The organism is Paulownia witches'-broom phytoplasma (assembly GCF_019396865.1).
Lineage (GTDB): Bacteria > Bacillota_I > Bacilli_A > Acholeplasmatales > Acholeplasmataceae > Phytoplasma > Phytoplasma asteris.
The window spans coordinates 812,707-839,191 of the sequence record NZ_CP066882.1; the positions used below are offsets into that span (position 1 = coordinate 812,707).

A 26,485-nucleotide genomic window follows, 5' to 3' on the forward strand; every position below is an offset into this window, starting at 1 on the left:
TTATTATGGAAATTTATTTGTTGTTATAAATAGATAAAGTTTTTCTTACAGGATTAAAGTTATAAATTAAACTTTCTTTGCAGTTAAATTGGTTTTGGCAAATGTTTAATATTAAATTACCTAAAAAATTCTCTTTGTCTTGAATTAATAATTTTTGAGGACCGTTATATTCCATAATTATAATCTTATTTATTTTATCTAAGGTAATTGCCATATTTTGGTTAAAAATAGTATTGTTATCTTGTATTATTTGGTTTTGAGCAAAAATATCTATCTTATTTAAAGTTTGGCTTTGCCATTTATTAAAAGGATTTTGCAATAATTTAATCCAGTGCGAATCTAAAGGTTCTTGAAAATGGTTATTTCTTTGTTGAAGCAAATCAAGTTCTTTTTGGATTTGAGTAATTTTTTGGGGATTTATTATTTTTTCTAATATTTGAGCATCAGTTAATTTGGAAATAGATTATAAATTTGTAATAGTTGGTTTTTTGAGCTCTTGGGTTAAAATATTTTGCATACGTGATAATTCTTTTGATAATATCTAAATCCGTTAATGCCATCAAAAATGTATTTGTTGTGAGTCATTAAAGTAGGTTTGTGGATTATAGATACAAATTCTATTTCCTTATTTAAAGTTTTATCCCACTTTTTTCCTTGATTTTGTTTGGGTGAGTTTTTTTATAGTTTTTTTGATTTTGAAAATGATTAATGAAGTTTGGCTCCTTTGTGATTAAAAATATTTAAATATATCCAAAATGGGAATAATTTAAATGATAGGAATAATGAAATGATGCAATATATTAAAAAATAATGACAATAATGACAAAATATAAAAAAGTTATTTTAAAAGTTATATAATATCTTTATAAAGGTAAAAAAGCAAACCAAATATGGTAAAGATAAAATCAAGCCAAAATTTATGTCTAAAAGATTAAAATAAAAGCTGAAATGCAAAAACGGCATTAAAAAACTAACTTATATTATTTTATTTGATGAACTAAAAATAATTTATTAATAAAAATAAAACGAAAAGGCGATATTCATGTTAAAAAGACAAGCTAAAGAACAAAAAATTAGAAGAATGTTGAAAAAAGTTAATATTGATAAATTAAAAATTGTGATTTTGAAAAATTGTAGTAAAAAAACTCATTTTGAAGTTAAAAATCAGATTCTTTTTGTCAATCCTCAAGTGAAAGTTATTGTAGATCAAGTTTTGGAAGAATTGAGGAAAAAAATGGATTTGAAAAATAATTAGTCATTTACCAAATTATATATTTAATTTATCAGATTCATTTATAATTTCTAATATAGTTGTTTTTATAAGAGTTTCTAATTCTTGCATATCTTTTTGAAATATGGTAGTTATATTACCATTTTGAGCTATTTTTTGAATTATTTTTTGGAGAGTTTGGAATTTGTTTCTTAACTCCATCAAATTAAAAGATTGTTTTCTTAATTGTTTTATTAAAATATTTTGTTCTGGATTAGATTCAAGTTTGGCATTTGTATTAGCCATCAAATTTTGTTTTATAAAATCTTTAATGTCTGTGATTTTGAGTTTGCCTGCATTCATATCAATTATAATTTTATTTTTTTCAAGCAAGCTTAGTTGATTTTTTAATATTTGATCTATATCATTATTAATATAGGTTTGTATTTTATCCAAAATATTTGTTGCTGTTTGTTGCCATTTATTTGTGTTATGCAATAATTGGTCTTTTAAAGCTAATATAAGTTCGGTATTTGTTTTTTCTTTTGTCCAAAAAATATGCATTTTATTGTTTTGATTTTGATTTAAGGCATCTAAAAGATTATTTTGGGTTTGGTATGATTTCATTTTTTCATCATTAAAGTTTAAAAAAATAGCAAAAATTTTGTGTTGGATAGCATCAGTAATTTTTTGATTTGCATTACTTTTAGAAAGCATATGATAATTATAAGCAAAAACTTCTTGGTTCCAATCAGGGTTTATTTTTCTAAATTCGGTTTTTAAATTTTCTAAATTAGGGTTGAGACCTAAATAATGTTCAATAATGTTTGTCTTGGTATCGGTTTTGATTTCAGGAAGGATGTGGCTTAATTTTGCATTAGGAACAGATTTATTTTTTTGTTTAATAAAAATAATTGCAGATAACAAAATTATTAGTGCGATAATAAATGTGATAATTATTAAATACTTGTAGTATTTAGTTTGAATAGATTTCATGAAAAATAACAAAATCCTTTCTATGGAAAACTAGTTTCCTTAAATATTATACTATTATTTACTGACTATACATTATTATATTTGGAAATGTTGAAAAATTCATATTTTATCTTTTGTCAATTTACAAATTTAGTTTAGCAACTACTTTTATGTGGTAAAATATATAAGAATTAGTTTTTATTACAACTTAATCTAATTTATAAATTATTTAATAAAGTTAATTATTATTTTTAAATGTTTCCTTATAACTTATTTAATTTCTAAACTTTTTATAATCTCAGTAATTGCTACATATTCCAAGCAAGAAGGGAGTTTTATTGTGAAATGGGCTACTAAACCAAGTGATAAACAAACTTTGGGCGAAGAAATTGCCAATGCCATTTCCCATGGTTTAATGATTCCTTTAGGAGTTTTTATTCTTGTTTGTTTTTGTCTTAAAGCCTCTGTAATGTCAAATCCTAACGGTTATATTGTACTTGTTTTTAGCATATCGATGATTATTCTTTATTTGATGAGTACTTTGTATCATTCTTTATCCTTTACCAAAGCTCATAATTTTTTTCAAAAGACCGATCACATTAGTATTTATTTATTAATTTGGGGAACTTTTGCCCCTATTTTGTTACTTTTGCCAGAATTGCAAAAACCCTTATTTCCTCAATCAAATGTGCCAATTTCCCAAGGACAATGCTTTTTTGTTTGCCAATGTATTTTGGCTTTTTCAGGTATTATATGTAAAGTTTTTTGGATGAATAAAGGAAAAATCATTCATTTAATCTTTTATGCTTTGCTTGGATGGAGTGGGCTTTTGTTAGTGCCTGCAATGTGGAAAGCCAATATTTTTCATTTTGTTTTACTGGGCGGTGTTTTTTACAGTTTAGGCATCTATTTTTATGTTAAAGATAATAAAAAATATTTTCATTTTATTTGGCATCTTTTTGTTATGGCAGGAACTTGTTTTCATGCTTGGGGCATATATCGTTTGCTTGAAATTTTGCCAAACAATTAATAACAAATTGAAAAATTTCCAACAATAAAAAGAAATCAAACTTGCAAACAAATAATTACAAACCCAAAAATAATTCCACTCATTAAAAGAAATTATTAATTAAAAATAAAAATAAATCAAATAACAAATAATTAAAATCCCAATCCCAAACTCAACCCAAAAAATTAAGTCAAACAACAATTAAAATTAATATACAAACAACAAATAAATTATTACATATCAAAAAACGGAGAAAAATATATGAAAATTATGTCGGTAAATTCTGGTAGTTCTTCTTTAAAATTTCAATTATTAGAAATGCCACAACAAGAAGTAATTGTTTCAGGTTTAGTTGAAAGAATCGGTAGCAATCAGGCTGTTTTTACAATGAAGACCAAAGACAAAAAAAACAAACAAGTGTTAGAAGTGCTAAATCATCAAACAGCAGTAGAGTTATTGCTAGATGCTTTGATTCAAAAAAAAGTTATTAATACTTTGGAAGAAATCGAAGGAGTAGGGCACCGCGTAGTTCAAGGTGGAGAAATATTTAGCGATTCTGCTGTTTTAACTGAAAAAACTCTTGCTCAAATTGAAAGTTTATGCGACCTAGCTCCCTTACACAATCCTGCAAACATCATAAGTATTAAAGCTTTTCAAAAAGTACTTCCCCAAGTTTTTCAAGTAGCTGTTTTTGATACTACTTTTCATCAAAGTATGCCCGCAGTTAATTTTTTATACGCCACTCCTTATTACTGGTACCAAAAATACCAAATTAGAAAATACGGAGCTCATGGTACATCTTATAAATATATAACTGAGCAAATGCAACAAATTTTGGGTAAAAAAAATGCCAAAATCATTATTTGTCATGCTGGCAACGGCGTTTCTTTATGTGCAGTTGATTCTGGTAAATCAGTTGATACTTCTATGGGTTTTACTCCGTTAGAAGGGGTTCCTATGGGAACTCGTAGTGGCAATATTGATCCTGCAGTAGTGAAATTTATAGCTGAAAAAGAAAACAAAACTGTTGCTTGTGTTATCGATGATTTGAATAAAAAATCAGGTTATTTAGGAGTATCAGGTATTTCTAATGACACTCGTGATATTTTGGCAAGCATTAAAGAAGGCAACCAGCAAGCCATTTTGTCACACGACATCCAAGTTAAGCGCATAGTTGATTATATTGCTAGTTATTACGTATTATTAAAAGGCGTTGATGCTTTAGTATTTACAGCTGGCATTGGCGAAAATTCTTCTTTTTTCCGTTCTGAAATTATTAAACGTTTATCAATTTTAGGAATTAAGTTAGACGAAGAAAAAAACAAAGTTCAAGGCAAACAAGAACTTATTACAACTTTTGATTCTGCAATCAAAGCTTTTGTTGTTCCTACCAATGAAGAACTTGCTATTGCTCAAGATGTTTTGCGTTTACAACAAAATCAAACTAATCAAGATAAAGACGATCAGCAAGAATGTTTTTGCTGTTGCGGCTAATAATTAAATCACAAACCCAATCACTTTTATAGTTTTTGGGCTTTTTGGAGGAATACTCAAGTGGCCGAAGAGGCACGCTTGGAAAGCGTGTAGATCCAAAAGATGCGAGGGTTCGAATCCCTCTTCCTCCGCCAACTAAAATTAGCTATTTTTTGTTAGTTTGCAAAGTCAGTTTCATTTTGATAAAAATAATTTCCATAATTTCATTGCTCATATTATTTTTTTAAGAACTTGTTTTTTAAGAATTTGTTTTTAAGGGTTTGTTGTTGGGAAATGTTTTGGTAATTTGTTTTTTTGCATTTGTTTTTTGCGTTTTTTTGGCATTTGTTTTTGGAACTTTTTAGACTTATCTTTTTTTCTTTTGAGGTTTTTGGAATGCACATTTTTTATCTCAATTTATTCCCTCAAATCTTTTTTAAACATCGCCACCAAAAATATTGACTGCAAAAAACTTATAAAAACACTCAATTATCATTAAAAAAACAACCCACCTAACTTTTTTACTTTACAAATTAACAAAATCAAGGTATAATATTCTATGTTATGGAATTTTAATTATTAAAATTATTTGGCGGTTATGGCGAAGTGGTTAACGCGGCGGCTTGTGGCGCCGATATGCGTGGGTTCGATTCCCACTAGCCGCCCCAGAATATATTTCACAAAATATAAAAATACAAAAATTATTATAAACATTATTTAATAATAAAATATCCAGATTATAAAGTTATATTGAGGCCCATAGCCAAGTGGTAAGGCAACGGACTTTGACTCCGTGATTCGTTGGTTCAAATCCAGCTGGGTCTGCCATTTTATAAGTGTTTATGAGTGATTAACGAACGAAAATAACAAAGGTAAACGCGGGTGTGGCGGAATGGAAGACGCACTAGACTTAGGATCTAGCGCTTAGGCGTGCAGGTTCAAATCCTGTCACCCGTACCATGCAACCTACTTGTAAATGAAGGGATATGATGTCAATGGTAGCATAACGGTCTCCAAAACCGCTCGTTCGGGTTCGAATCCTGATATCCCTGCCAAAAAAATTACCCCAATAAAAATATTTTAATAAAATAAAAAAACAATTAATTTTTTTGACAATCATTTTTTTGCTTTATTAAGATATTTTAAAACGCATTTTTTAATCATTTTGCTCTGTAAAATCTAAAAAACCTTATTTATCTTTTTTAAACTACCCAAAAAAACAACTTTATCTTAAAAAACCACCAAAATCAATTGACAATTGTTTCTTTTTTTGATTAAATAAAGGTGTAGATATAAAGTTTTATGATAAAATAAATATAAGCTATATTTAATTTTTTTATAAAGCTAACAAATAAAGTATAAAACTTTTACAAACGCTTTTATTAGGAGGTTGGTTTTTTTGAGATTTGAAGAATTGGTAACTTGGGTTTCCAATAATCCTTGGATTTGGGTTGTTGGCGCTTTTTTGTTCCCTGTATTGATATTTCTTTTAGTAAAATTAGTGATTAAAACGCTAATTTTCATTTATGTTGTTAATTTTCGTATTGCAGCTTTTTTTAGTCCTTCCAAACCGTCTAAAGAGAGCAAAAACAACAACAATAAAAACGAACAACCTCAAATTCCCAATGTTTTGATTAATAACAAAGACTTTGATTCTAATTGTTTAATTAATTTAAAATTCATGGAGATGATGGACAAAAAAGATAACAACCGTTCGCAAACCGATCTTTTAGAATTAAAGCATGAAATGCTTGAAACTTATTTTAATCAAAAGATTTTTGAATTAGAAATGAAACAAAAAATTAAAGAATTAGAAGAAAAACAACAGCAATCCAAAGCTGATACCATTCCTAATAATGCCCAAACTTTTAACTCACAAAAGAATTTTTGGGATGAAATCCCAGAAACTTTAAAACAAGTTTTAGAAAAATTAAATAACATCGAAGAAATGCAGTTCGAAATTTTACAAGATTACACTAAAAAAACTTATTACAGTTCTGATGATAGAGTTTTGTACGTTCATCCAGAAGACTTTTTGCACATCAATAAAGCTTTAGGACATAAAAAACAACAACAATTAAAAAATTAAATAAAAATATTAGGATGAAAGTATTTAAAAGCCCTTTTTGCATGCTTTTTCTTTTTATCATTTCGAAAAAACTACCTTTTTTAAACTAGTTTTGATTTTACCTGTAAACAGATTACCTGATTTTTCCTTGCAACATCTTTCCAAACAATTCTAATTACCATTATTTTTTATGGCATCACCACTATTAGGATCATAATTACAAACCTCTTTATAATCATTTTTGCTTTGATATTTGTATTTTGCACGCCAAATTCTTATTTCTGTTTTGGGGTCATATTTATTTATTTATATAATCAATATTTCCATTAGGGAAATATTTTGTATGTTTGATTTTATTTTGGGTTTGAGGATCACATTCTAAAACATATTCTACTTTGCCATTTTTACTATTATGGTGAGTTTCTTTTATAACATTTCCTCTTTTAGCATCATATTCATACATATATAAAATATTTGATTTGTCTTCTGCAAAACTTATTTTTTTAATTAATTTTTGCGTATGCGGATCGTATTCTTTAATATCTAAGATATTTCTGTCATTTTCAAAGACAGTATGTTTCATTTTATTGGCAGTTTGCAAATCATATTCTATGATATACCAAACACACTTTTCATCACCATTAAACGCTGTGAGTTTAATTTTTTTATTTGTTTTGCTATCATAATCCAAAATATGGTCAATGTTTCCATTCATGTTATAGATTTTTTCTTGAATAACATCCACATTATGATTAGGTTTATTTTGTTGGGCTTATATTATCGATACTAATTATATTATCAATATTGTCAAAAGATTTAAAAATTAGCACCACTAACAACAATAATGTAAAAGTAGTTGTAATAGTTGCGAACCTAGTTCTTAATTTTATAATTTTCATATTTTTTAATTTATTATTGGGAAATTCTTAGATGTAATTTATCTTTCATTTAATTTATTTATTGTGAGATTAAGCATTTTTATAATACTTTGGATTATATGGTATTTTCAATAATATTATAACATTTATTTTATAATAATAATATTTTTTTAGCACTTATAATTGATTCATCAAAAAAAAATCTTGTTCTATGCTATAATTAATTTGTATAGTTGAAAATAATTAATAGTTAATAAATAAAAAAGGAAACAATGATTATTATGGTAATTATTTATGTTCAAAAATAAAACAAAAACTCCGCTACAAAGTCAAAAAACCAAATCTATCCTTTTAATTTTAAAAAAAAGTATGATTATTATTTTAGATTTTTTTCTAATCTACCTCTTTATTGTTTCTTTGGGCAATGCTTTTTTTCCTAAATATTCAGCCAAATATCTAGGCATTGCTGCTTTTCCTGTGGCTTCTGGTAGTATGGAACCTTTTTTACATGGTCCTAAAAATGAGGATTCAGGACAAATAGGGGATTTAGTTTTTATTAGAGGTGTTTGGGACGCTTCCAAACTTATGCCTGTTGGTGCTGTTGATGGGAAACAAATCACCAAAAATCCTACAACCAAACCTTATAAAGTAGGCACAACTCATCCCAAAAACGGCGATGTTGTAATTTTTGAAAACCCTAATTATAATAATCCTAATGTTTCTGAACAAGAAAGACAAGCAGCCCAAAAACATCGTTTTATTATTCATAGAGTCGTTTATAATGATTCAAAAAACGAATTAATTGGCACTTGGGGTGATGCAAATGATACCCAACACAAATACGAACAAAAAATTCCTTATCACAAAATTGTAGGCAAATATGTTTGTAAAGACCGTTATATTTTTCCATCCATCAAAAATTTCTTTTCTGATCTGTTTGCTTATATTGGTTCTTTCTTTGCTTTTTTATGCGGAAACCCCTTATATTTGTTTTTAATAATCGTTTATTTAATGATTATGGCGTATCTCTTATATTCCTTAATTAAAGAATTAAAAGCAGCCAAATAATTACAAAAATGCAATCAAATAACACCAAATTACAAAATAATACAACAATTTTACAATAACAAACCAAAAGGCAAACAATTAATGTGGCAACAAATCATTAATAATCAAAAAACTAAACTTTATTTTAAAAAAATATTTACTTTTTTGCAAGAAGAAAAAACCAATCACAAAATTATTTATCCCAATCAAGAAGATATTTTTGCAGCTTTTAATTTAACTCCTTTTGAAAAAGTGAAAGTAGTTATTTTGGGGCAAGATCCTTATCATGGCAAAAATCAAGCTCACGGGTTGTCTTTTAGTGTAAAAACCTTCCAAAAACCACCTAGTTTATCCAATATTTTTAAAGAATTACAAAATGATTTACAAATTACTGCTCGCACCAATAATTTAACTAAATGGGCGCTAGAAGGCGTTTTGATGATTAATGCTATTTTGACTGTTGAAAAAGATAAACCTTTAAGTCACCATCAAATTGGTTGGCAAGAATTTACCAAAACTATTTTTCAAGCTTTGCAAGCTAAACCAAATATAGTCTATATTTTGTGGGGAAAATTTGCTCAAACCTACGAACCATATATTTGTCAATCCCAAAATTGCATAATTAAAAGCCCCCATCCTTCCCCTTTTTCCGCTCATAGAGGCTTTTTTGGATCTAAACCTTTTTCTCGCGCTAATACTTATTTACAAACTTGTGGAATTAAAGTTGTTGATTGGAATCTTTAACTTTTTTATAATATTTTGAATTTTATAATATTTAAACCTATTTTGTTGAAAATTTTTATTTTTGCCATCTTTTTAATTATTTTTTGTCTCTCGTTTTGTATTATTTTTATTTTGTGATTTTCATTTATTAATTTAAAAGTAAAATTACTAACTACCCCAAAAGAAAGCCAAGGTTTCATTTTTATGAATAAAACAAACCGTTTTTTTGAAAAAGTAAGCAGTTATCAAAAACAAGGAATCAACCTTCCCCAACGTCAAACCAAATTCAGCGCTGGTTATGATTTTGAAGCAGCTCAAAGCATGGGAATCCCACCGCAAACAGTCATTTTGGTTCCCACAGGAATTAAAGCATCTTTTCCTTGGAACGAAATTTTATTAATTTATGTAAGATCTTCTTTGCCCTTGAAAAAACAACTAACCCTTGCCAACGGCGTGGGAGTAGTCGATAGTGATTATTATAATAATTTGCAAAATGAAGGTCATATTTTTATTGCCTTGTATAATTTTTCTAAAAACCCAGTTCAAGTTTGTAAAGGCGAAAGAATTGCACAAGGAATTTTTCAACCCTTTTTTCAAATTACCCAAGAAAAAGAAAATAATTTTGCCAGAAAAGGCGGTTTTGGTAGCACAAAGTAACAAAATTGTAACCAAATCAACAAAAACATTGTTAAATGGTTTTAAATATGGTAAAATATTTTAGGAAAAAAGTTATTTATTTTTATTATTTCAAAAACATTTTATTGTTTGTTCTTTGTTCTTTGTTCTTGGTTTTTGATGCATTTGTTTGTTTGTTGCCGTTTTTGCTACTAGGCAAACCATTTTGCCCGTCAATTTTGATTATTTAATTATTTTTTTAATTGTTATATTTGTGATTTATAAATTTATAATTACCAAATAATTATTAAAACGCCATTTTCCTTCCCCAAACAAACTTGCAAAAAAAGCTTTTATTTAATTATAAGGGATGTATAAATGCATTGCTCAAACATTTTTGACACAATTAAAAAAATTTAGCAATTTAGCAATTTGGCACAATATTTGCAAATAGAAATAAAAACTTGATGATGCATCATCATTTTGGATCAATTTTGATACACAATTCACAATTAAAAAATGTATTAAATAGTTAAAATGCAAAAGCCCAAACACAAACAAAATTATCATTTATTTATTTATTTTTTATCATAATATAACACAATATTTCAAAAATATCAATTAAAATAAAAAGGAGTTTTTAATAAAAATGGCAGTAGTTACAACAAAACAATTATTAGAATCAGGAGTATATTTTGGTCATGCCACTCGCAAATGGAATCCCAAAATGAAACCCTACATTTTTACTTCTAGAAATGGTATTCACATCATCAACTTGAAAAAAACCTCAGAAGAAATTGAAAAAGCTTATCAAGAATTGCTAAACATCATTACTTCAGGCGGCAAAGCTTTATTTTTAGTCACTAAAAAACAAATTCAATCAGCGATTAGAGAAGAAGCGCAACGTTCACAACAATACTACGTGGATCATCGTTGGTTAGGTGGCACATTAACCAATTTCAAAACTATTTTAAAAAGAATCGAATTACTTCATTTGCTCCACAAACAAGAAGAAGAAGGGCTTTGGAAAAAACTTCCTAAAAAAGAAGTAGTGCAATTAAAGCGTAAAAGAGACAAATTAGAAAAATTCTTAGGCGGCATCAAAGACATGAAAGACTTGCCTCAAGCTATTTTTGTTGTTGACCCAGAAAAAGAAAGCATCGCAGTTGCCGAAGCGCGCAAATTAAGAATCAAAGTTTTTGGAATTGTAGACACTAACTGCGATCCTGATTTAGTAGACTACATTATTCCTGCTAATGACGACGCTATTAGAGGAGTGAAATTAATTATTTGGTTAATGGCTAATGCTTGTGTTGAAGGCACTGGTGGCGTTGCTGAAAAAGCAGAAACTTTTGATGCTAAAAACCCATTAAAACCTCAAAATTACAATACCCCTCCCAAACATCCTTACCAAGATTCACCAAGAAAACCATCTTACCAAAATCAAAATCAAAACCAAAGATAATTAAACTTTTTTGGTCCTTAACTAACCAATACGCAATTTTTATTTTTACAATTTATAATTAAAAGTAATTAAATCATTAAAATTTAGAATGGAGCAACAAATGAAAATTACAGCCGAAATGATTAAGGATTTGCGTCAAAAAACGCATGCTGGAATGAAGGAATGTCACAAAGCTTTACAACAAACTGAAGGCAACATCGAAAAAGCCATCGTGTTTTTAAGAGAAAAAGGCATCATTAAAGCAGCTCAAAAACAAGGACGTGCAACTTCTGAAGGCATCACTAATATTGTTTTTGCTGGCAATAACGCTTTTTTATATGAAATCAATTCTGAGACTGATTTTGTTTCCAAAAACGAACATTTTCAACAATTAGTAAAAGTGCTTGGAGAAATTATTTTAAAAAACCAATTATCTAACGCCAAAGACCTTTTAGCCTTTAATTACCAAAATAAAACCGTTCAAGAATTATTGTTAGAAAAAACCTCAGTTTTGGGCGAAAACATTACTCTTAAACGTGTTTTAAAAGTTACTAAAAAGCCTCAAGAATCTTTTGGAACTTACAAACACCAAGGCGGACGTATTTCTGTTTTGGTAGTTTTAAAAAACGACTGCCCTTCTGTATCGGAAGACATAGCGATGCATATAGCTGCTTCCAAACCGCAATTTTTAACTCCTGACAAAGTAGATCCTACATTTTTAGCAGAAGAAAAAAAGATTTTACATAAACAAACTGCCAAAGAATTATCCGACAAACCCGCACAAATGATAGAAAAAATTGTTGAAAATCGTTTAGGCAAAATGTTAAAAGACATGTGTTTATCAGAACAACCTTTTGTCAAAAATGCAGATCAAAAAGTAAAAGATTATCTTAAAGCCAACAACACTGATGTAGTTTCTTATGTGCGTTGGGAAATGGGCAACTAATAATTCAAAAATCTTTATTTCATACTTTATTTAACAAACTCAAATTTAGACTCTTTTAAAGATGTTGCAGATGTTTATGAAGAAAGGTTTTGTGGATGCATAAAAAAATTCTTTTAAAATTAAGTGGTGAATCCCTTAAAGGCGAATCTTCATACGGAATTGACCCTCGCACCATTAAAAAAATTGCTTGGGAAATCAAAGAAATCAAAGATTTAGGAGTCAAAATTGCCATCATTGTAGGAGCAGGTAACCTTTGGCGTGGACGCACTGGTGAAGAACTGGGCATGGATCGTTCTCAGGCAGATTATATGGGAATGCTTGGAACTATCATGAATTCTTTAGCTTTGCAAGATGCCTTAGAACAAACAAATACCATCACACGCGTGATGACTGCCTTTCCTGTTTCTTCGGTAGCCGAACCCTATATTCGCCGTAAAGCTATTCGTCATTTGGAAAAAGATAGAATAGTTATTTTAGGTGCAGGGGCTGGTTCTCCTTACTTTTCCACCGACACTGCTGCTGCCCTAAGAGCTGCTGAACTAAACATTGATATTATTTTAATGGCTAAAAATAATATTGAAGGTGTTTACAATAAAGATCCCAAAAAACATCAAGATGCCGTTTTAATCAAACACATGAAACACCAACAAATCTTATCTCAAAGACTGGCAGTTATGGATATTACAGCCGCTTCTCTTTGTTTAGAAAATAACATCGATATTTTAGTTTTTAATATGTTAAAAAAAGGTAATATCAAAAAAGTTGTACTCAAAGAAGGCAACATAGGCACTGTTATTAGTTCAAAAGGAGAATAAATATGCAACAACTTGCCAAAGATATTCTTGCGTCGTTAGAAACTAAAATGACTCAAGCCCAAGAAGTAATGTTAAAAAACTTTTGCGATATTCGCACTGGAACTGCTAATCCTAATATTTTAGATAAAATTACTGTTAATTATTATGGAGCACCCACTTTTTTAAAAACGTTAGCCTCTATTAGCGTTTCTGAAGGTAACCAACTAAACATCAAACCTTACGATAGCACTTTAATTCCTAATATTAAAAAAGTTCTTTTGGCATCTAATCTAGGAATCACTCCTCAAACTGATGGTGTAGTTGTAAGACTTGTTTTCCCCAAACCAACCGAAGAGAGAAGAAAAGCTTTAATGAAAGAAGTAGAGCAACTAGCAGAAAAGACCAAAGTAGCTATTAGAAACGTGCGTCGCGAAGGCAATGACAAAATCAAAAAAGTGGAACTTACTAAAGATTTAGAAACTTTTTATTTAAATCAAATTCAAACATTAACTGATAAAAACATTAAACTTATTGAAAAACACACCACCACTAAAAACACTGAATTATTAAAAGCTTAAAATGATTTCGTTTTCCAAATACAACAATTTTACCCAATTTTTACCTTTCGCTTTAAAAAAATGGAGGTTTATATGATAAAAAAGAGAATAATAACAGGGGCCACCTTAGTTTTATTTTCTTTTTTCTTTTATTATTATGCCCCTTTAGAAATCAAATTTGTAGTTTTTGCCCTTTTAGCGATAAAAGCAGTGCAAGAAATGTTTTTTATACTCAAACATCCCAAAGATACCCAAAAACAGACCTTTATTAAATTTGGGTTAGTTGCCACTTCTACTTTATTATTTTTTACAGTTGTTTGTTTGATGTTGTATCCAAATATTTGTCAAAATCAAAACTTAATAAAAGACGCAAAACAATTAAACTTTTTATTCCTTAATAAAGACACATTTGTATCCCTAACAAAATCAACTCCCTCGAACCTAAATTTTTTCCTTCTTTTATTTTTGCCTTTTGTGTTAGTTTTAATAATGCTAGTTTTTTTACCTTTTTTGCAAACTAAAGATGTAAGCAAAACCTTTCTTATCACCTTTTATATTGGTTTTTTGATGGCTTGTCTTTTTTCTTTGTTTTTCCTGCATTGGCATTATTTGCTTTTGTTTTTTTTAGCAGTTATGCTCACTGATTCTTCTGCTTTTTTAGCACGTTTCCCGCGTTTTTGCCCCTTTTTAGGAACAAGACCCCTAGCTTTTCACCTAAGTCCTAAAAAAACTCAAAAAGGTGCTATTTTAGGCACTTTTGGCTCTACTATAACAGTTTTGATGGTCTTTTTATTTATTGATTGCAACTCTTGCATTAGTTTCCCCATCTATGCTTTTTTAATTTCTATTATTTCTCAAATTAGCGATTTGTTAGCTTCCAAATTTAAAAGAGATTATGGCATCAAAGACTTTGGAAGTTTCCTTCCAGGTCATGGTGGTTTTTTAGATAGGTTTGATTCTTGGCTTTTGAGTTCTTTTTTTGCTCTCATACTCTTTAATTTACCTTTTTAAACAAATCCAAACTACCATATTTATTTATATTTTTTCAACATTTAATTTTTTTGCCCTTGCCTTGTTATGATATAATTTTATTTGTAAATGTTAATATAAAATAATAACTCTTTTCGCGTTTTTCCTTTCTCTTTATCACAAATTTAAATTCAATATTTTAAAACTTTTTAACAATTTCCATTTCAAAAATATTGATTTAAAAAATTAGTTCAAATTTGTCCACCATCTATTTTTTGTAAAAAAATATTAAAGGAGTAATTTATGAATTACAAACCAAGAACAAAAGTGATTGCAGGTAATTGGAAAATGTACAAATGCAAAGACGAAGCCCTGGAATTCATCCAAAAAGTAAGCTTGCAAGTTCCTGACCAAACCCAAGTCCAAACTTTAATTTTCCCCCAACTTACCTTATTGGATTCCTTAGCACAACTCCAAGGCACTAATTTACAAGTAGGGGCCCAAAATATGTTTTATGAATCCGAAGGTGCTTTTACTGGCGAAGTTTCACCACAAAATTTGCTTTCATTAGGTGTCAAGCACGTTTTATTAGGACACAGCGAAAGAAGAACTTTTTTTGGAGAAACCGATCAAACAGTTAATCTAAAACTTTTATCAGCTCTCAAACACAAATTAGTTCCTACTGTTTGTGTGGGTGAATCGCTTCTTACCAAGGAAAATAACCAAACCCAAGTGTTTTTAGATCAACAATTAACCAACATTTTTGCAGGTGTTCCAGAAGAAGCATTACAAAACATCATCATCGCTTATGAACCGGTTTGGGCAATTGGTACAGGCAAAAGTGCAACTCCCCAAGATGCTAACAAAGTCATTGAACAAACCAGAGACAAAGTCACTGCACTTTATTCTTCCCAAGCATCTTGTGCCATAAGAATTATTTACGGCGGTTCAGTGTCTGTTGCCAACATTAAAACCATTTTAGAACAACCCGCTATTGATGGCATTTTAGCAGGAAAAGCTTCCCTCCAAACTGAGGATTTTTTATTTTTTGCTCAAATAGCAAGCAAACAAGCCTTAGCTTCCACTAAAGATATTTTTCAAAAAAATGATTGTCCTTTTTGCTGTTAATTCCAATTTACAATTAGGAAAATAAGACAAACATTTAGCAAAAGTTTTTATTTTAATTTGCTACAATTAATTAATTCATCCCCTTTTTTTCCAATTTCATTTTTGCATTTTTTCTTTCATTTTTGCATTTCATCATTTTTTGTGTTTCTCAAATACGATAGGATAATAGGAGTTTCAAATGAAACAAAAAAAAGAATCTTTATTTATTTTTGATATTGATGGCACCCTTTTAAGTTCTAAATATAAAAAAATCTTTCCCCAAACAATCAAAGCCATCCAAACTTTAGCCCAAAACCCTGATAATGTTTTAGCAGTTGCCACAGGAAGAAACATTAAAAGAATAGATGTTTTAGTCAATTTGCTACCTTATTTCAAACATTTTGTCTTTTTTAACGGCGGTCTTACTAAATATTTTGATAAAGTAATTGATGATAGACCTTTTAAAAAAGAAGTAGTCAAAGAACTAATCGCAAAAGCCCATCAAGCCAAAATTCACATAGGTCTTACAGGAATGACACAAGAAATTGTACCAAGCCCACAAGACTTAATTCCGCCTTCATTAGGAGAACTTTACTGCACTAATAAAAAATCTGTAGTGGACCCTGAATTTCATCTGCACAACAATGTTTATCAAGTGTGGTTATTCGAACCCAACAAAGAAAAATTGCAAAATTTTCTTAAAGATTTGAAAGATTTGCAAGCGTATTATTGGAGAACTAATGGTGGTGTTGATTTGGTGCCTCAAAGTGTGAATAAAACTTGTGGTATTAAAAAATTAAAAGAACTTTACCCCCATCATCAATTAGTTTGTGTAGGGGACGGCTATAATGATGTTGAAATGCTTAAATTAGCTGATGTAGGCATCGGACTGGAAAACACCAATTGCCAAGAAATAAAAGATAATTGCAATCTTTTAGCTCCTCATATCGACGATGATAAATTCTATGATTTTTTAAAACTACATCATTTAGTTTAATTTTTTCTTTTGGATTTTGATTTTAAAACAGCATGCATTTTTACTTACTTTTATAATTTTTATATTTTTTTCTCTGTTTTGTGATTTTAAAACTGTTAATTTGCATTCCTTTTGACCAACAATAATATATTTTGTTTTTTGCACTTATACTTGCAAAACTACCCAGAATTTTAGTCCAAAAGCCAATTAACAAACCTCATTAATTACAATTTAGATGCAAATCTAAAACCAAAGAAAGGATTAAGTTAAATGTTAACTTCCGATAAAAATGTTCTTTTAAAAGCGCATCAACAAGAATACGCTATAGCTCAAGTAAATATTAATAATTTAGAATGGACCAAAGCTGCTTTACAAACTGCCGAAGAACTAAAATCACCTGTTATTTTAGGAGTATCCGAAGGAGCTGCGAAATATATGGGAGGGCTTAAAACAGTCTTTGCAATGGTAAGAGAACTAGACGCCTTTTATAAGGTTTCTGTCCCTGTTATTTTGCATTTAGATCACGGTTCTTATGAAGGTGCCAAACAAGCAATGGAGGCAGGATTCACTTCTGTTATGTTTGATGGCAGTCATTATGATTTTGCCCAAAATTTAAGCAAAACCAAAGAAATCACCGAGATATGTCACCAAAAAGGACTTTTAATAGAAGCAGAAGTTGGGGGCATCGGCGGCGAAGAAGACGGCATTATTGGTCAAGGAGAAATTGCAGATCCTCAAGAATGCAAACAAATTGCTGATTTAGGTGTTGATATGCTTGCTGCTGGAATTGGTAATGTGCACGGTAAATATCCTGATAATTGGACAGGACTTGATTTTAGTGTTTTTGCCAAAATTAGAGAACTTACCAACAAACAAACGCCCCTAGTACTGCACGGAGGCACTGGTATTCCTGAAGAAATGATTAAAAAAGCTATTTCTTTGGGAGTAGTAAAAATCAACGTCAACACTGAATTTCAATTAGTTTTTGCCCAAGCTACTAGACAATACATTGAAGAAAAAAAAGATTTAACAGACAAAGGCTTTGATCCGCGTAAGTTATTAAATCCCGGCTTTTTAGCTATTAAAGAATTAATGAGACATAAATTAGCTCTTTTTGGTTCAATCAACAAAGCTTAATTATTGAATATCAATATTTCCCAATTTTAAATCTTTCCCTTAAGAAAATATAGCTACAATTATAAAAAATTTCTTTTTTACATTTTAGAGAAGAAAGGTCCAAAATATGGCAAGTTCTAATACAAATATGAACACCAACAATACCATAGTTATTGTGTTATTAGCAATTAAAACACTTGTACCTATTGTGTTGTGGGTATTTTAGCCTTGCGCAGTTATTTTAAAGGCAAAAAAATTGAAACTAAACGTTGTTTTATTAAGTGGTTAATTAAAGATATTAAAATTAGGTTAACTGAATGCGATAATTTTAAACTAAAAGAACAGTTTTCTTTAAAAATTCAATTTATTGTGGAAAGAATTGATGATTTTGAAAAGCAACGGTTAATGGGAGGCGAAATGTTTTTAACTTTTGTAATAGGAGCTTTTACCAATCGCAAATACAACCTTATAGAAGGCGAACTTGACCAATACTTAGAAGAACTAAATGCCATTAAAGACGAATTGCCAGAATCAACAATTGAAAAAATTAAAAAACATAAACGATAAAATAATACCAATATTTAAAAATTATTATTCCTCTAAACGATGGATAAAATAAATAAAATAAAACAATAAAAAAATAAAATTAACCATTCAAACAAACTATTTACTAATTTAGATTAAAAATAACTTAAAAATAATTAATATTTCGTAAGTGAAAGGCATAAATGCATGACAAAATCCTTAACTAATATGAATATTACAAATAAAAAAGTTTTATTGCGAGCAGACCTAAATGTTCCTTTAGAAAACAGCGTTATCACAGATGACAACAGAATTAAGGCTATTTTACCTACTTTAAAATATTTAGTTCAGCAAAAAGCTAAAGTTATTATTTTTTCTCATTTGGGACGCGTTAAAACTGAAGCTGATAAAGCCCATTTTAGCTTGCAAGTGGTAGCTGAAAAAATTGCTTTTTATTTGCAACAAAAAGTAAAGTTTGTTCCAGAAACTCAAGGCAACACCTTAAATCAAGCTGTTGGCCAGATGCTTCCAGGGGATGTTTTAGTAGTCCAAAATACTCGTTTTGAAGATGTTCCTTTCAAAAAAGAAAGTAAAAACGACCCCGAATTAGGCAAATATTGGGCATCTTTAGGTGATGTTTTTGTCAATGATGCTTTTGGTACATGCCATCGCACCCACGCTTCTAATGTAGGTATTGCAACATATATCAAAGAAAAATGCTTTGGTTTTTTGGTCGAAAAAGAAATATCTTTTCTCAAAAAAATTGTCCAAACTCCTCAAAGACCTTTGGTTGCTGTTTTGGGTGGCTCCAAAGTATCTGACAAAATTGGAGTTATTCGTAGTCTTTTGCAAAAAGTTGATGTTCTTTTGATAGGTGGAGGAATGAGCTATACTTGTCTTAAAGCCAAATGTTTTAACATAGGAACTAGCTTGTTAGAAGCAGACAAAATCCCTTTAGTAAAAGAATTATTAGCTTCTCCAGAAGGCAAAAAAATCGTTTTACCTAAAGATTTTGTTTGTGGCAAAGAATTTTTGCCAACAACACAAGCAGCTGTTTATAGTTATGATAATATTTCTGATGATGTAATGGGACTTGATATCGGGCCTCAAACAATTGAACTTTTCAAAACGTATTTACAAACGGCTCAAACAGTTGTTTGGAATGGTCCTGTAGGAGTGTTTGAATTTGAACAATTTTCTAAAGGAACCAAAGCTTTAGCCCAAACAATAAGTAATCTTTCGCCCAATACAACTACCATTATTGGTGGTGGCGATAGCGCTGCTGCAGTCTTTAAATTCGGTCTAGATCAAAATTTCAGCCATATTTCTACGGGTGGAGGCGCTTTTTTAGAATTTTTAGAAGGAAAACCAATGCCAGGGCTTGCATGTATGGAGAAACTGTAATCACAACTCCCCTATTTTATTTTATTTTTTGATCATTATTATTCTTCAAATTACCAAATATTACAAACATCACAAAATAAAACAATTCACACAACCAACAAATAGATCCATCATTTACATTAAAAAAGGATAAAAAAAGAAAAAGAGGTTTAATTAATTATGAAAGTTAAAGTAGCAATTAATGGTTTTGGGCGTATCGGTAAATTAGCCTTTCGTCTTGTTTTTGGAAATCCTAAATTTGAAGTAGTAGCTATCAATGATTTAGCAACTTTAGAAACTATTTCTTATTTATTAAAATACGACAGCATTCAAAAACCTTACAAATTAGACGCTGTTAGTTTTGAAGACAACTATTTAGTAGTTGAAGGACAAAAAATTCCTGTGTTTCAAGAAAAAAATCCTCAAGATTTGCCTTGGAAAAAACTAGGAGTAGATATTGTTTTAGAATGTACAGGTTTTTTTACTAGCAAAGAAAAAGCAGCTCTTCATTTAGAAGCTGGAGCTAAAAAAGTGTTAATTAGTGCTCCTGCTACTGGGGATGTAAAAACAGTTGTTTACAATGTTAATGACCAAATACTTACTAAAGAAGATGCCATTGTAAGCGGGGCTTCTTGCACTACTAACTGTTTGGCGCCCGTTGTTAAAGTCTTAAATGACAACTTCGGCATCAACCAAGCTTTTATGACTACCGTTCATAGTTACACTAGTGACCAAAATTTAATTGATCAAAACCATCCCAAAGGCATTTGGACACGTCGCGGTAGAGCTGCAGCCTTTAATATGGTGCCAAGTTCTACTGGAGCTGCCAAAGCTATTAGCTTAGTTATTCCTGAATTAAAAGGGAAACTGGATGGTACAGCAATTAGAGTTCCTACAATTACAGGTTCTTTAGTTGACCTTACCGCAGAACTGACTCAAGAAGCTACTCCAGAAGCCATCAATGAAGCTTTCAAAAAAGCTGCTAATGAAACCCTAGCCTACGTTACAGATCCTATTGTTTCCTCAGATGTTATTGGAACAAGTTATGGTTCTTTATATGATTCTCACACTTTGCAAGTCCTCAAAGAAAAACCTAAATTTATTAAATTAATGTCTTGGTATGACAATGAAATGAGTTATGTTAGTCAATTAGTAAGATTGCTTCACAAAGTAGCAACTTTAGTTTAATCCTTTTTGAATCTATCTTTATTACAAATAAAACTCCTTAGACCATTTTTTTGAAAGTGGTCTATTTTCTTTATTCTCTCCTTTGCAAACCTTCAAAAATATTGTTATCACCTTATTATTAATTAAATTTATTATCAATATCTTTTATTAATGATTTTCTATTGGCGATCATCCCACTATTTTTTCTCCACTTTTTCCCCTTAGTTTATATTTTTATTTGCAATATTATATTATTATAAAATATTATCAAAACCAATAATTATTCCCTTGCTAAAAATACCCCCTTCACCTTTATTTTATTTTTTTACCCCCATTATTACTTTGCCTGATGAAAAGTAATTTTGATATTCCTTTAGAAAGAAATTAATCTCATATGCTAAAAACCAACAACAAAGAAACAAAAGTTTTTTTCTCCCCCTTGCAAAAACACATTATTGCTTCTACTTTGTTAGGATTCACAATTGTGTTAGAATTTGCTTATGATAAGTTAGGGATTGCCAAAATGGGAGCAAATATTGGCTCTTTTATTAAAGTTTCTCTCCTTCCCTTAATTTTAATTGGTTTTTTATTGGGCAAAAAACATAGCTTTCTTTTTTGTACTCTTTATGCCTTATTTCATCTATTTAAAGCTATTTTTTTAAGTGAATCCACCAATATTTTAGCTTATATGCAAGCCCAACAAATGCGCTCCTTACAACAAATTGCAGTTTTACTTTTGGATTATCTTTTAGTTGATTTATCTTATAGTCTTTCTTTTGTTTTTTATACCCCTAATTTAAAATATTTTGATAATTATAAAAGCATTTTACTTAATTTATTAATAGTTTTTACCTCTGTTTTTGCTTTTAAATGTTTGACTTCTTATTTTATTTGGTTGCCTCTTATTGCAAATAAACAAAATTATTTCCCCTTTTTAGCTCCCCTAATCAACTACCCTATTATTTGGTGTTTTTGTTATAATTTAATCCCCGTTTTTGCTACTTTTATCTTTATTTTTATTTTTTTATTTTTCTTAAATCCTAGAATTAAAACTTACCTTAACTATTATAGATAATTTTTACCCCCTCCTCTTTTTTCCTCAATGTTGTCAAAGAACATTTTATTAATTTAATATAAATAATAAAATTACACACACAAAGAAAAGAGAAAAACTATGAATAATAATTTTAATCGAAATCAAAAACTTTTAAGACAAATTATCCTAACTTCTTTTTTAACTTCCTTATCTATTATTTTATCTAAAATACTACAAATTATATTCCCAGATAAAACAACATCTTTTCCAGGGTTTCATTTTATTCATATAGATGTAAATATTCTTGTCTATGTGCGTTTTTTACCTTTAATTGTAATGTCTTTTTATGTTCCTTGGCATCTTTCTTGCCTGGGTGCTTGTTTGGCTGAAACAATTGGATATTTTGTAGGATATGGTTATGAATTTGGTTATCAGTTTGAACTGATTGCTAATTTAGCTTGTGTTTTATCGTTTGGATTATTACCTGGTTTTTTGTTAAGACCCCAAGATAATTTTTTAAAAATGTATTTAGTTGTTGTCCTGTTATCAGCTTTATATCAAACATTATATTGGCATGTAATGTTAAAATGGTGGTGGACAGCCGAAATAAATATTTTTTCCCAAGATATTACCATCCAACAAATTGCAACAACTATGGTAAATAAAGGGCTCTTTATTGCTTTGCCCCTTGTCTTTGTGACTTCCTTTTTTGTAGTTATCCTTTTAAAAGAGTTGTTTAAAAGATTGCAATTTTTAGCAGATGCTTACGAATTTTATAAGAAATAATCAAATTTATTAGTTTATAATTAAAATGTAGTTATTCGACAATAAAATATTTTTTCAAACTAACATAAATAAAATTAAACTTGCCACACCGTTGCTATTTAGATATTTTTCATAAAAATTAAAAAGATAGGATTAAACCAAAGTGAAATTTCAAGATTTTGAATATCAAAGAGTGGATATTGCTCAAAACAAACAAACTATTTTGCCTATGATAGAGGCTTTTTTGGGTGCTTCTTTACCAGAACAAATTAAAATTATTAACCGTCTTAATTCATTAATGGATGAAATTAATTCCATGTTTACTTTGGCAGAAATTAGGCATAGCCTAGATGTAAAAGATACTTTTTATCAACAAGAAAAACATTTTTGTGACCAAAATGCCCCTTTGATAACCGAATTACAACATCAATTTAGCCAAACTATGGTAAAAAGTAAACATTATGACGCCTTAGTACAAGAATTTGGGCCCCTGTTATTTAATCAAACCAAACTATTTTTAAAAACATTTGACCCTAAAATTATTCCTTATTTACAAGAAGAAAATACTTTAACAACCAAATATCAAAAATTAATTTCTGATCCTTCTGTTGCTTTTGAAGGCAAACTTTATAATTTAAGTCAAATGGCTCCTTTTTTGGAATCGTCCCAAAGGCAAACTAGAAAAAATGCCCAATTAGCTGTTTCGCAATTTTTTGCTAAAAATGAGCAAGAATATGACCTTATTTATGACCAATTAGTCCAAACACGAACCAAGATGGCTCAAATATTGGGATATTCCAATTTCGTTGCCTTAGGTTATGATCTTTTAGGACGCACTGATTATGATGCTAACCAAATTGCAGATTATCGCACCAACATTTTAAAATATGTTTTGCCGTTTTATACCATGACTCAAAAACGTAAATCCAAACGTTTAGGTATTGCTAAATTGGAAAGTTATGACAAAAGTTTTAATTTTTCAAGTGGCAATCCCAAACCTCAAAGAGGAGTTGATTTTCAGTTAACCCAAGCAAAAAAAATGTATCATGCAATGTCTCTCCAAACCAAATTATTTTTTGATTTTCTCTTAGAAAAAAATCTATTAGACCTAGATAGCAAACCCAACAAAACAGGCGGTGGATACTGTACTTACCTTCCTAAATATAGCGCTCCTTTTGTTTTTGCTAATTTTAATGGCACAAGTCATGATGTAGATGTTTTGACTCATGAAATAGGACACGCCTTCCAAGTTTATCAAAGTCGTCATTTAATTCCTGAGTATCGTTGGCCTACTTTTGAAGCAGCTGAAATTAGTTCTATGGGAATGGAATTTTTAGCTTATCCGTGGGTAAAAGATTTTTTTGCCCAAGATGTAGACAAATATCAATTTCTACATTTATCCCAATCCCTTAATTTCTTACTTTATGGTGCTTTAGTGGATCATTTTCAACATGAAGTTTATCAAAATCCTCAAATGACTCCTGCTCAAAGAAAAGAGTGTTGGCGTAATTTGGAAAAAAAATATTTGTTGTTAGAAACTTATGAAGGCGATCCTTTTTTAGAAAAAGGTACTTTTTGGTTCCGTCAAAGCCACATTTTTTCTACTCCTTTTTACTACATTGACTATACTTTAGCCCAAGTTTGTGCTTTAGAAATTTGGCTTTTAAGCAAGCAAGATTATTCCAATACTTGGCAAAAGTACTTAACATTATGTCAATTAGGCGGTTCACAAACTTTTTTAAACCTTTTACAAACTACAGGACTTACTAATCCTTTTGAACCTAATCACTTAAAAAACATTGTTTCTTTTGTAACTTGTTATTTGCAAAAAATTGATGATACTAAATTTTAATTACACCATTTTATAACAATTTTTCACTCCTTCCACAAAAACTCAATCTTATTTTATATCTTATATTACGATTTGCGATTCGTTGCAAAAGTGGTTTTGCCTTTTTTCAAACTAACCTCCCCTCGAAATAAATCAACTACCTCAAAAATGCCCCATCAAAACTACCAAACAAACAAACAAACAAAGAAAGAAAAATTTAAAGTTATGATATCTATTCAAAATTTAACTTTTTATTACGGTTGTAATCCTATTCTCAAAGACCTTAATTTAGCCATTCAAAATAATTCTTGGGTTTCTATTGTTGGTCATAATGGCTCGGGAAAATCTACTTTAGCCAAAATTTTAGTAGGGCTGCTTTCTTGTACCAAAGGACAAATTTTAATTGACAATATCGTTTTAAATGAAAAAAATTTGCCCCTTTTGCGACCTAAAATAGGTATGGTTTTCCAAAATCCTGATTATCAGTTTACAGGACTTACTGTAAGAGAAGATATTGCGTTTGGATTGGAAAATTATAATGTTTGTAGAGAAGAAATTATAGTCAAAGTTTGGCAATATGCCAAAATGGTAAAAATAGATGATTTATTGGACACAAACGTGAATCAACTTTCAGGGGGACAAAAACAACGTGTAGCAATTGCCTCCATTTTAGCGATGGAGCCCGAAATTATTATCTTTGATGAAGTAACTTCTTTTTTAGATCCTCAAGGCGCTTTGGAAGTGCAAAAAATTATTCAAACCATTAAAAATAAAATTTTGATTACCATTACTCATGATTTAGAGTTTGCTGCCAAAAGTGATGAAATTATTGTTCTTGATCAAGGAAAATTAATTACCCAAACCCCACCCCAAAACCTTTTTCAAGACCCTTTATTTTTGCAACAATATAAATTGAAACCTCCTTTATCATTAGAGATTTACTATGAAATTTTAAAAGACAGCACCACTAAAAACATTAAAAATAATCAAATGTTAGAAAATTTAAAGGATATTTTATGGCAATACAATTTGAAAAAGTAAACTTTTATTATAAAAACCACCCCCCCAAAAAAACTACTGCCACTTTATCTGACATTAATTTAAAAATCAATTCTCAAAATGAATTTATTGCTTTAGTGGGGAAAACCGGTTCAGGCAAATCGACCTTAGTGCAATTAATGAATGCTTTGCTTACCACAAATATAGGAAAAGTAACAGTTTGTGGCACTACCATAACTTCTAAAACAAAAAAAGAACTCTTAGTGCCCTTGCGCCAAAAAGTAGGTTTAGTTTTCCAATTCCCTGAATATCAATTATTTGAAATAACTGTTTTAAAAGATGTAATGTTTGGTGCTGAAGTTTTTTTAAATAACAAACAACAAGCCCAAAAGCAAGCTTTCAAAACTTTAGAACAAATCAACATTCCTCCCGCTTTAAATCAAAAATCTCCCTTTCAAATTAGTGACGGACAGCAAAGAAAAGTCGCTATTGCAGGTATTTTAGCCATGCAGCCTGATATTTTAATCCTTGATGAACCTACACGTGGTCTTGATTTGGAAAGTAGCTCTGATATTATGGATTTTTTACAAATTTTGCATCAAAAATTTCACAAAACTATTATCATTATTACTCATGATATGAATTTGGTTGCCCAATATGCAAAACGTGTTTTGGTTTTGTCTCAAGGAAAATTGCTTTTTGATGGCACAAAAGAAACTTTTTTTGAACACCCCCGATTTGAGCAATTTAACTTAGATATTCCTGATACTTTTAAAATTTTAAAACATTTAAATCAAACTTTAGGAATCCCCTTTCAAGCACACTATTGTTTTAGCGCCCTCGCCCAATATTTAAAAGAATTTTATTGTTAA

General features: G+C 29.7%; 26 protein-coding genes and 5 tRNA genes. 28 read left to right on the forward strand and 3 right to left on the reverse strand.

All coding sequences use genetic code 11. The features are described 5' to 3' along the window. Window positions 1-13 precede the first annotated feature (13 nt). On the reverse strand, window positions 14-379 hold the full coding sequence (locus HGD80_RS04305) for a hypothetical protein (RefSeq protein WP_219474755.1): 366 nt from the start codon (window positions 377-379) through the stop codon (window positions 14-16). Window positions 380-1,042: 663 nt separating this feature from the next. On the opposite strand from HGD80_RS04305, the gene HGD80_RS04310 reads away from it, so the two are divergent. Next, window positions 1,043-1,255: a hypothetical protein gene (locus HGD80_RS04310; RefSeq protein ID WP_034172241.1), complete on the forward strand. Its 213-nt coding sequence runs from the start codon at window positions 1,043-1,045 to the stop codon at window positions 1,253-1,255. 12 nt (window positions 1,256-1,267) lie between these two features. On the opposite strand, the gene HGD80_RS04315 is transcribed toward HGD80_RS04310, so the two are convergent. Beyond that, window positions 1,268-2,206, reverse strand: coding sequence for a hypothetical protein (locus HGD80_RS04315; protein ID WP_219474757.1), 939 nt, complete (start codon window positions 2,204-2,206; stop codon window positions 1,268-1,270). Between the two features lie 319 nt (window positions 2,207-2,525). Between HGD80_RS04315 and trhA the strand changes: the two genes are divergently transcribed. The 8 genes from trhA to HGD80_RS04355 all read left to right on the forward strand — a co-directional run bounded on the left by trhA (window position 2,526) and on the right by HGD80_RS04355 (window position 6,756). Further along, on the forward strand, window positions 2,526-3,215 hold the full coding sequence (gene trhA, locus HGD80_RS04320; RefSeq protein WP_219474759.1) for a PAQR family membrane homeostasis protein TrhA: 690 nt from the start codon (window positions 2,526-2,528) through the stop codon (window positions 3,213-3,215). A 240-nt stretch (window positions 3,216-3,455) separates the two neighbouring features. Next, window positions 3,456-4,688 (forward strand): acetate kinase, encoded by a 1,233-nt coding sequence (locus HGD80_RS04325; protein ID WP_219474762.1) that lies wholly within the window; start codon window positions 3,456-3,458, stop codon window positions 4,686-4,688. A 46-nt stretch (window positions 4,689-4,734) separates the two neighbouring features. Next, window positions 4,735-4,822 (forward strand) — tRNA-Ser (locus HGD80_RS04330). A gap of 437 nt (window positions 4,823-5,259) precedes the next feature. Continuing rightward, a tRNA-His gene (locus tag HGD80_RS04335) sits at window positions 5,260-5,335 on the forward strand. Between the two features lie 85 nt (window positions 5,336-5,420). Further along, window positions 5,421-5,495, forward strand: a tRNA-Gln gene (locus HGD80_RS04340). Window positions 5,496-5,545: 50 nt separating this feature from the next. Continuing rightward, window positions 5,546-5,627, forward strand: a tRNA-Leu gene (locus tag HGD80_RS04345). Between the two features lie 20 nt (window positions 5,628-5,647). Further along, a tRNA-Trp gene (locus HGD80_RS04350) sits at window positions 5,648-5,722 on the forward strand. Between the two features lie 344 nt (window positions 5,723-6,066). Then, a complete protein-coding gene (locus HGD80_RS04355; protein WP_225904355.1) occupies window positions 6,067-6,756 on the forward strand; it encodes a hypothetical protein in 690 nt (229 codons plus the stop codon). 277 nt (window positions 6,757-7,033) lie between these two features. Here HGD80_RS04355 and HGD80_RS05275 read toward each other — a convergent pair whose 3' ends face one another. Further along, the gene (locus HGD80_RS05275) at window positions 7,034-7,450 is read right to left on the reverse strand and encodes a DUF2963 domain-containing protein (RefSeq protein WP_225904356.1); all 417 of its coding nucleotides are present in this window, start codon (window positions 7,448-7,450) and stop codon (window positions 7,034-7,036) included. Between the two features lie 457 nt (window positions 7,451-7,907). On the opposite strand from HGD80_RS05275, the gene HGD80_RS04365 reads away from it, so the two are divergent. The 19 genes from HGD80_RS04365 (at window position 7,908) to HGD80_RS04455 (ending at window position 26,485) form a co-directional block, all read left to right on the forward strand. Next, window positions 7,908-8,681, forward strand: a complete 774-nt coding sequence (locus HGD80_RS04365) for a S26 family signal peptidase (RefSeq protein WP_219474763.1) — start codon at window positions 7,908-7,910, stop codon at window positions 8,679-8,681. Between the two features lie 81 nt (window positions 8,682-8,762). Beyond that, window positions 8,763-9,404, forward strand: a complete 642-nt coding sequence (locus HGD80_RS04370; RefSeq protein ID WP_219474765.1) for a uracil-DNA glycosylase — start codon at window positions 8,763-8,765, stop codon at window positions 9,402-9,404. A gap of 183 nt (window positions 9,405-9,587) precedes the next feature. Then, a complete protein-coding gene (dut, locus tag HGD80_RS04375) occupies window positions 9,588-10,040 on the forward strand; it encodes a dUTP diphosphatase (RefSeq protein ID WP_219474768.1) in 453 nt (150 codons plus the stop codon). A gap of 607 nt (window positions 10,041-10,647) precedes the next feature. Then, window positions 10,648-11,463, forward strand: a complete 816-nt coding sequence (rpsB, locus tag HGD80_RS04380) for a 30S ribosomal protein S2 (RefSeq protein ID WP_219474770.1) — start codon at window positions 10,648-10,650, stop codon at window positions 11,461-11,463. Window positions 11,464-11,563: 100 nt separating this feature from the next. Then, entirely contained in the window at window positions 11,564-12,388 is an 825-nt protein-coding gene (gene tsf / locus HGD80_RS04385) for a translation elongation factor Ts (RefSeq protein ID WP_212508939.1), read from the forward strand. Between the two features lie 89 nt (window positions 12,389-12,477). Beyond that, the gene (gene pyrH / locus HGD80_RS04390) at window positions 12,478-13,203 is read left to right on the forward strand and encodes a UMP kinase (RefSeq protein ID WP_219474773.1); all 726 of its coding nucleotides are present in this window, start codon (window positions 12,478-12,480) and stop codon (window positions 13,201-13,203) included. Between the two features lie 2 nt (window positions 13,204-13,205). After that, entirely contained in the window at window positions 13,206-13,760 is a 555-nt protein-coding gene (gene frr, locus HGD80_RS04395; protein WP_219474775.1) for a ribosome recycling factor, read from the forward strand. Between the two features lie 72 nt (window positions 13,761-13,832). Then, window positions 13,833-14,750, forward strand: a complete 918-nt coding sequence (locus HGD80_RS04400) for a phosphatidate cytidylyltransferase (RefSeq protein WP_219474777.1) — start codon at window positions 13,833-13,835, stop codon at window positions 14,748-14,750. Between the two features lie 261 nt (window positions 14,751-15,011). Next, entirely contained in the window at window positions 15,012-15,836 is an 825-nt protein-coding gene (gene tpiA, locus HGD80_RS04405) for a triose-phosphate isomerase (protein WP_219474779.1), read from the forward strand. Window positions 15,837-16,014: 178 nt separating this feature from the next. Further along, the gene (locus tag HGD80_RS04410) at window positions 16,015-16,812 is read left to right on the forward strand and encodes an HAD-IIB family hydrolase (RefSeq protein ID WP_219474782.1); all 798 of its coding nucleotides are present in this window, start codon (window positions 16,015-16,017) and stop codon (window positions 16,810-16,812) included. A 249-nt stretch (window positions 16,813-17,061) separates the two neighbouring features. Continuing rightward, window positions 17,062-17,928 (forward strand): class II fructose-1,6-bisphosphate aldolase, encoded by an 867-nt coding sequence (fba, locus tag HGD80_RS04415; protein ID WP_219474784.1) that lies wholly within the window; start codon window positions 17,062-17,064, stop codon window positions 17,926-17,928. A 192-nt stretch (window positions 17,929-18,120) separates the two neighbouring features. Beyond that, window positions 18,121-18,474: a hypothetical protein gene (locus HGD80_RS04420; RefSeq protein WP_219474786.1), complete on the forward strand. Its 354-nt coding sequence runs from the start codon at window positions 18,121-18,123 to the stop codon at window positions 18,472-18,474. Window positions 18,475-18,639: 165 nt separating this feature from the next. Beyond that, window positions 18,640-19,836 carry a phosphoglycerate kinase gene (locus HGD80_RS04425; RefSeq protein WP_219474788.1) on the forward strand — a complete coding sequence of 399 codons (1,197 nt, stop codon included), beginning with the start codon at window positions 18,640-18,642 and terminating at the stop codon, window positions 19,834-19,836. Window positions 19,837-19,995: 159 nt separating this feature from the next. Then, window positions 19,996-21,003 (forward strand): type I glyceraldehyde-3-phosphate dehydrogenase, encoded by a 1,008-nt coding sequence (gene gap, locus HGD80_RS04430; protein WP_219474791.1) that lies wholly within the window; start codon window positions 19,996-19,998, stop codon window positions 21,001-21,003. 373 nt (window positions 21,004-21,376) lie between these two features. Continuing rightward, window positions 21,377-22,057, forward strand: coding sequence for a hypothetical protein (locus tag HGD80_RS04435; RefSeq protein WP_219474793.1), 681 nt, complete (start codon window positions 21,377-21,379; stop codon window positions 22,055-22,057). Between the two features lie 99 nt (window positions 22,058-22,156). After that, a complete protein-coding gene (locus HGD80_RS04440) occupies window positions 22,157-22,804 on the forward strand; it encodes a hypothetical protein (protein WP_219474796.1) in 648 nt (215 codons plus the stop codon). Window positions 22,805-22,946: 142 nt separating this feature from the next. After that, on the forward strand, window positions 22,947-24,635 hold the full coding sequence (locus tag HGD80_RS04445; RefSeq protein WP_219474799.1) for a M3 family oligoendopeptidase: 1,689 nt from the start codon (window positions 22,947-22,949) through the stop codon (window positions 24,633-24,635). A 204-nt stretch (window positions 24,636-24,839) separates the two neighbouring features. Continuing rightward, the gene (locus HGD80_RS04450) at window positions 24,840-25,655 is read left to right on the forward strand and encodes an ATP-binding cassette domain-containing protein (protein ID WP_219475638.1); all 816 of its coding nucleotides are present in this window, start codon (window positions 24,840-24,842) and stop codon (window positions 25,653-25,655) included. Further along, window positions 25,631-26,485, forward strand: a complete 855-nt coding sequence (locus HGD80_RS04455; RefSeq protein WP_219474802.1) for an ATP-binding cassette domain-containing protein — start codon at window positions 25,631-25,633, stop codon at window positions 26,483-26,485. Before HGD80_RS04450 ends, HGD80_RS04455 begins: the two co-directional genes overlap by 25 nt.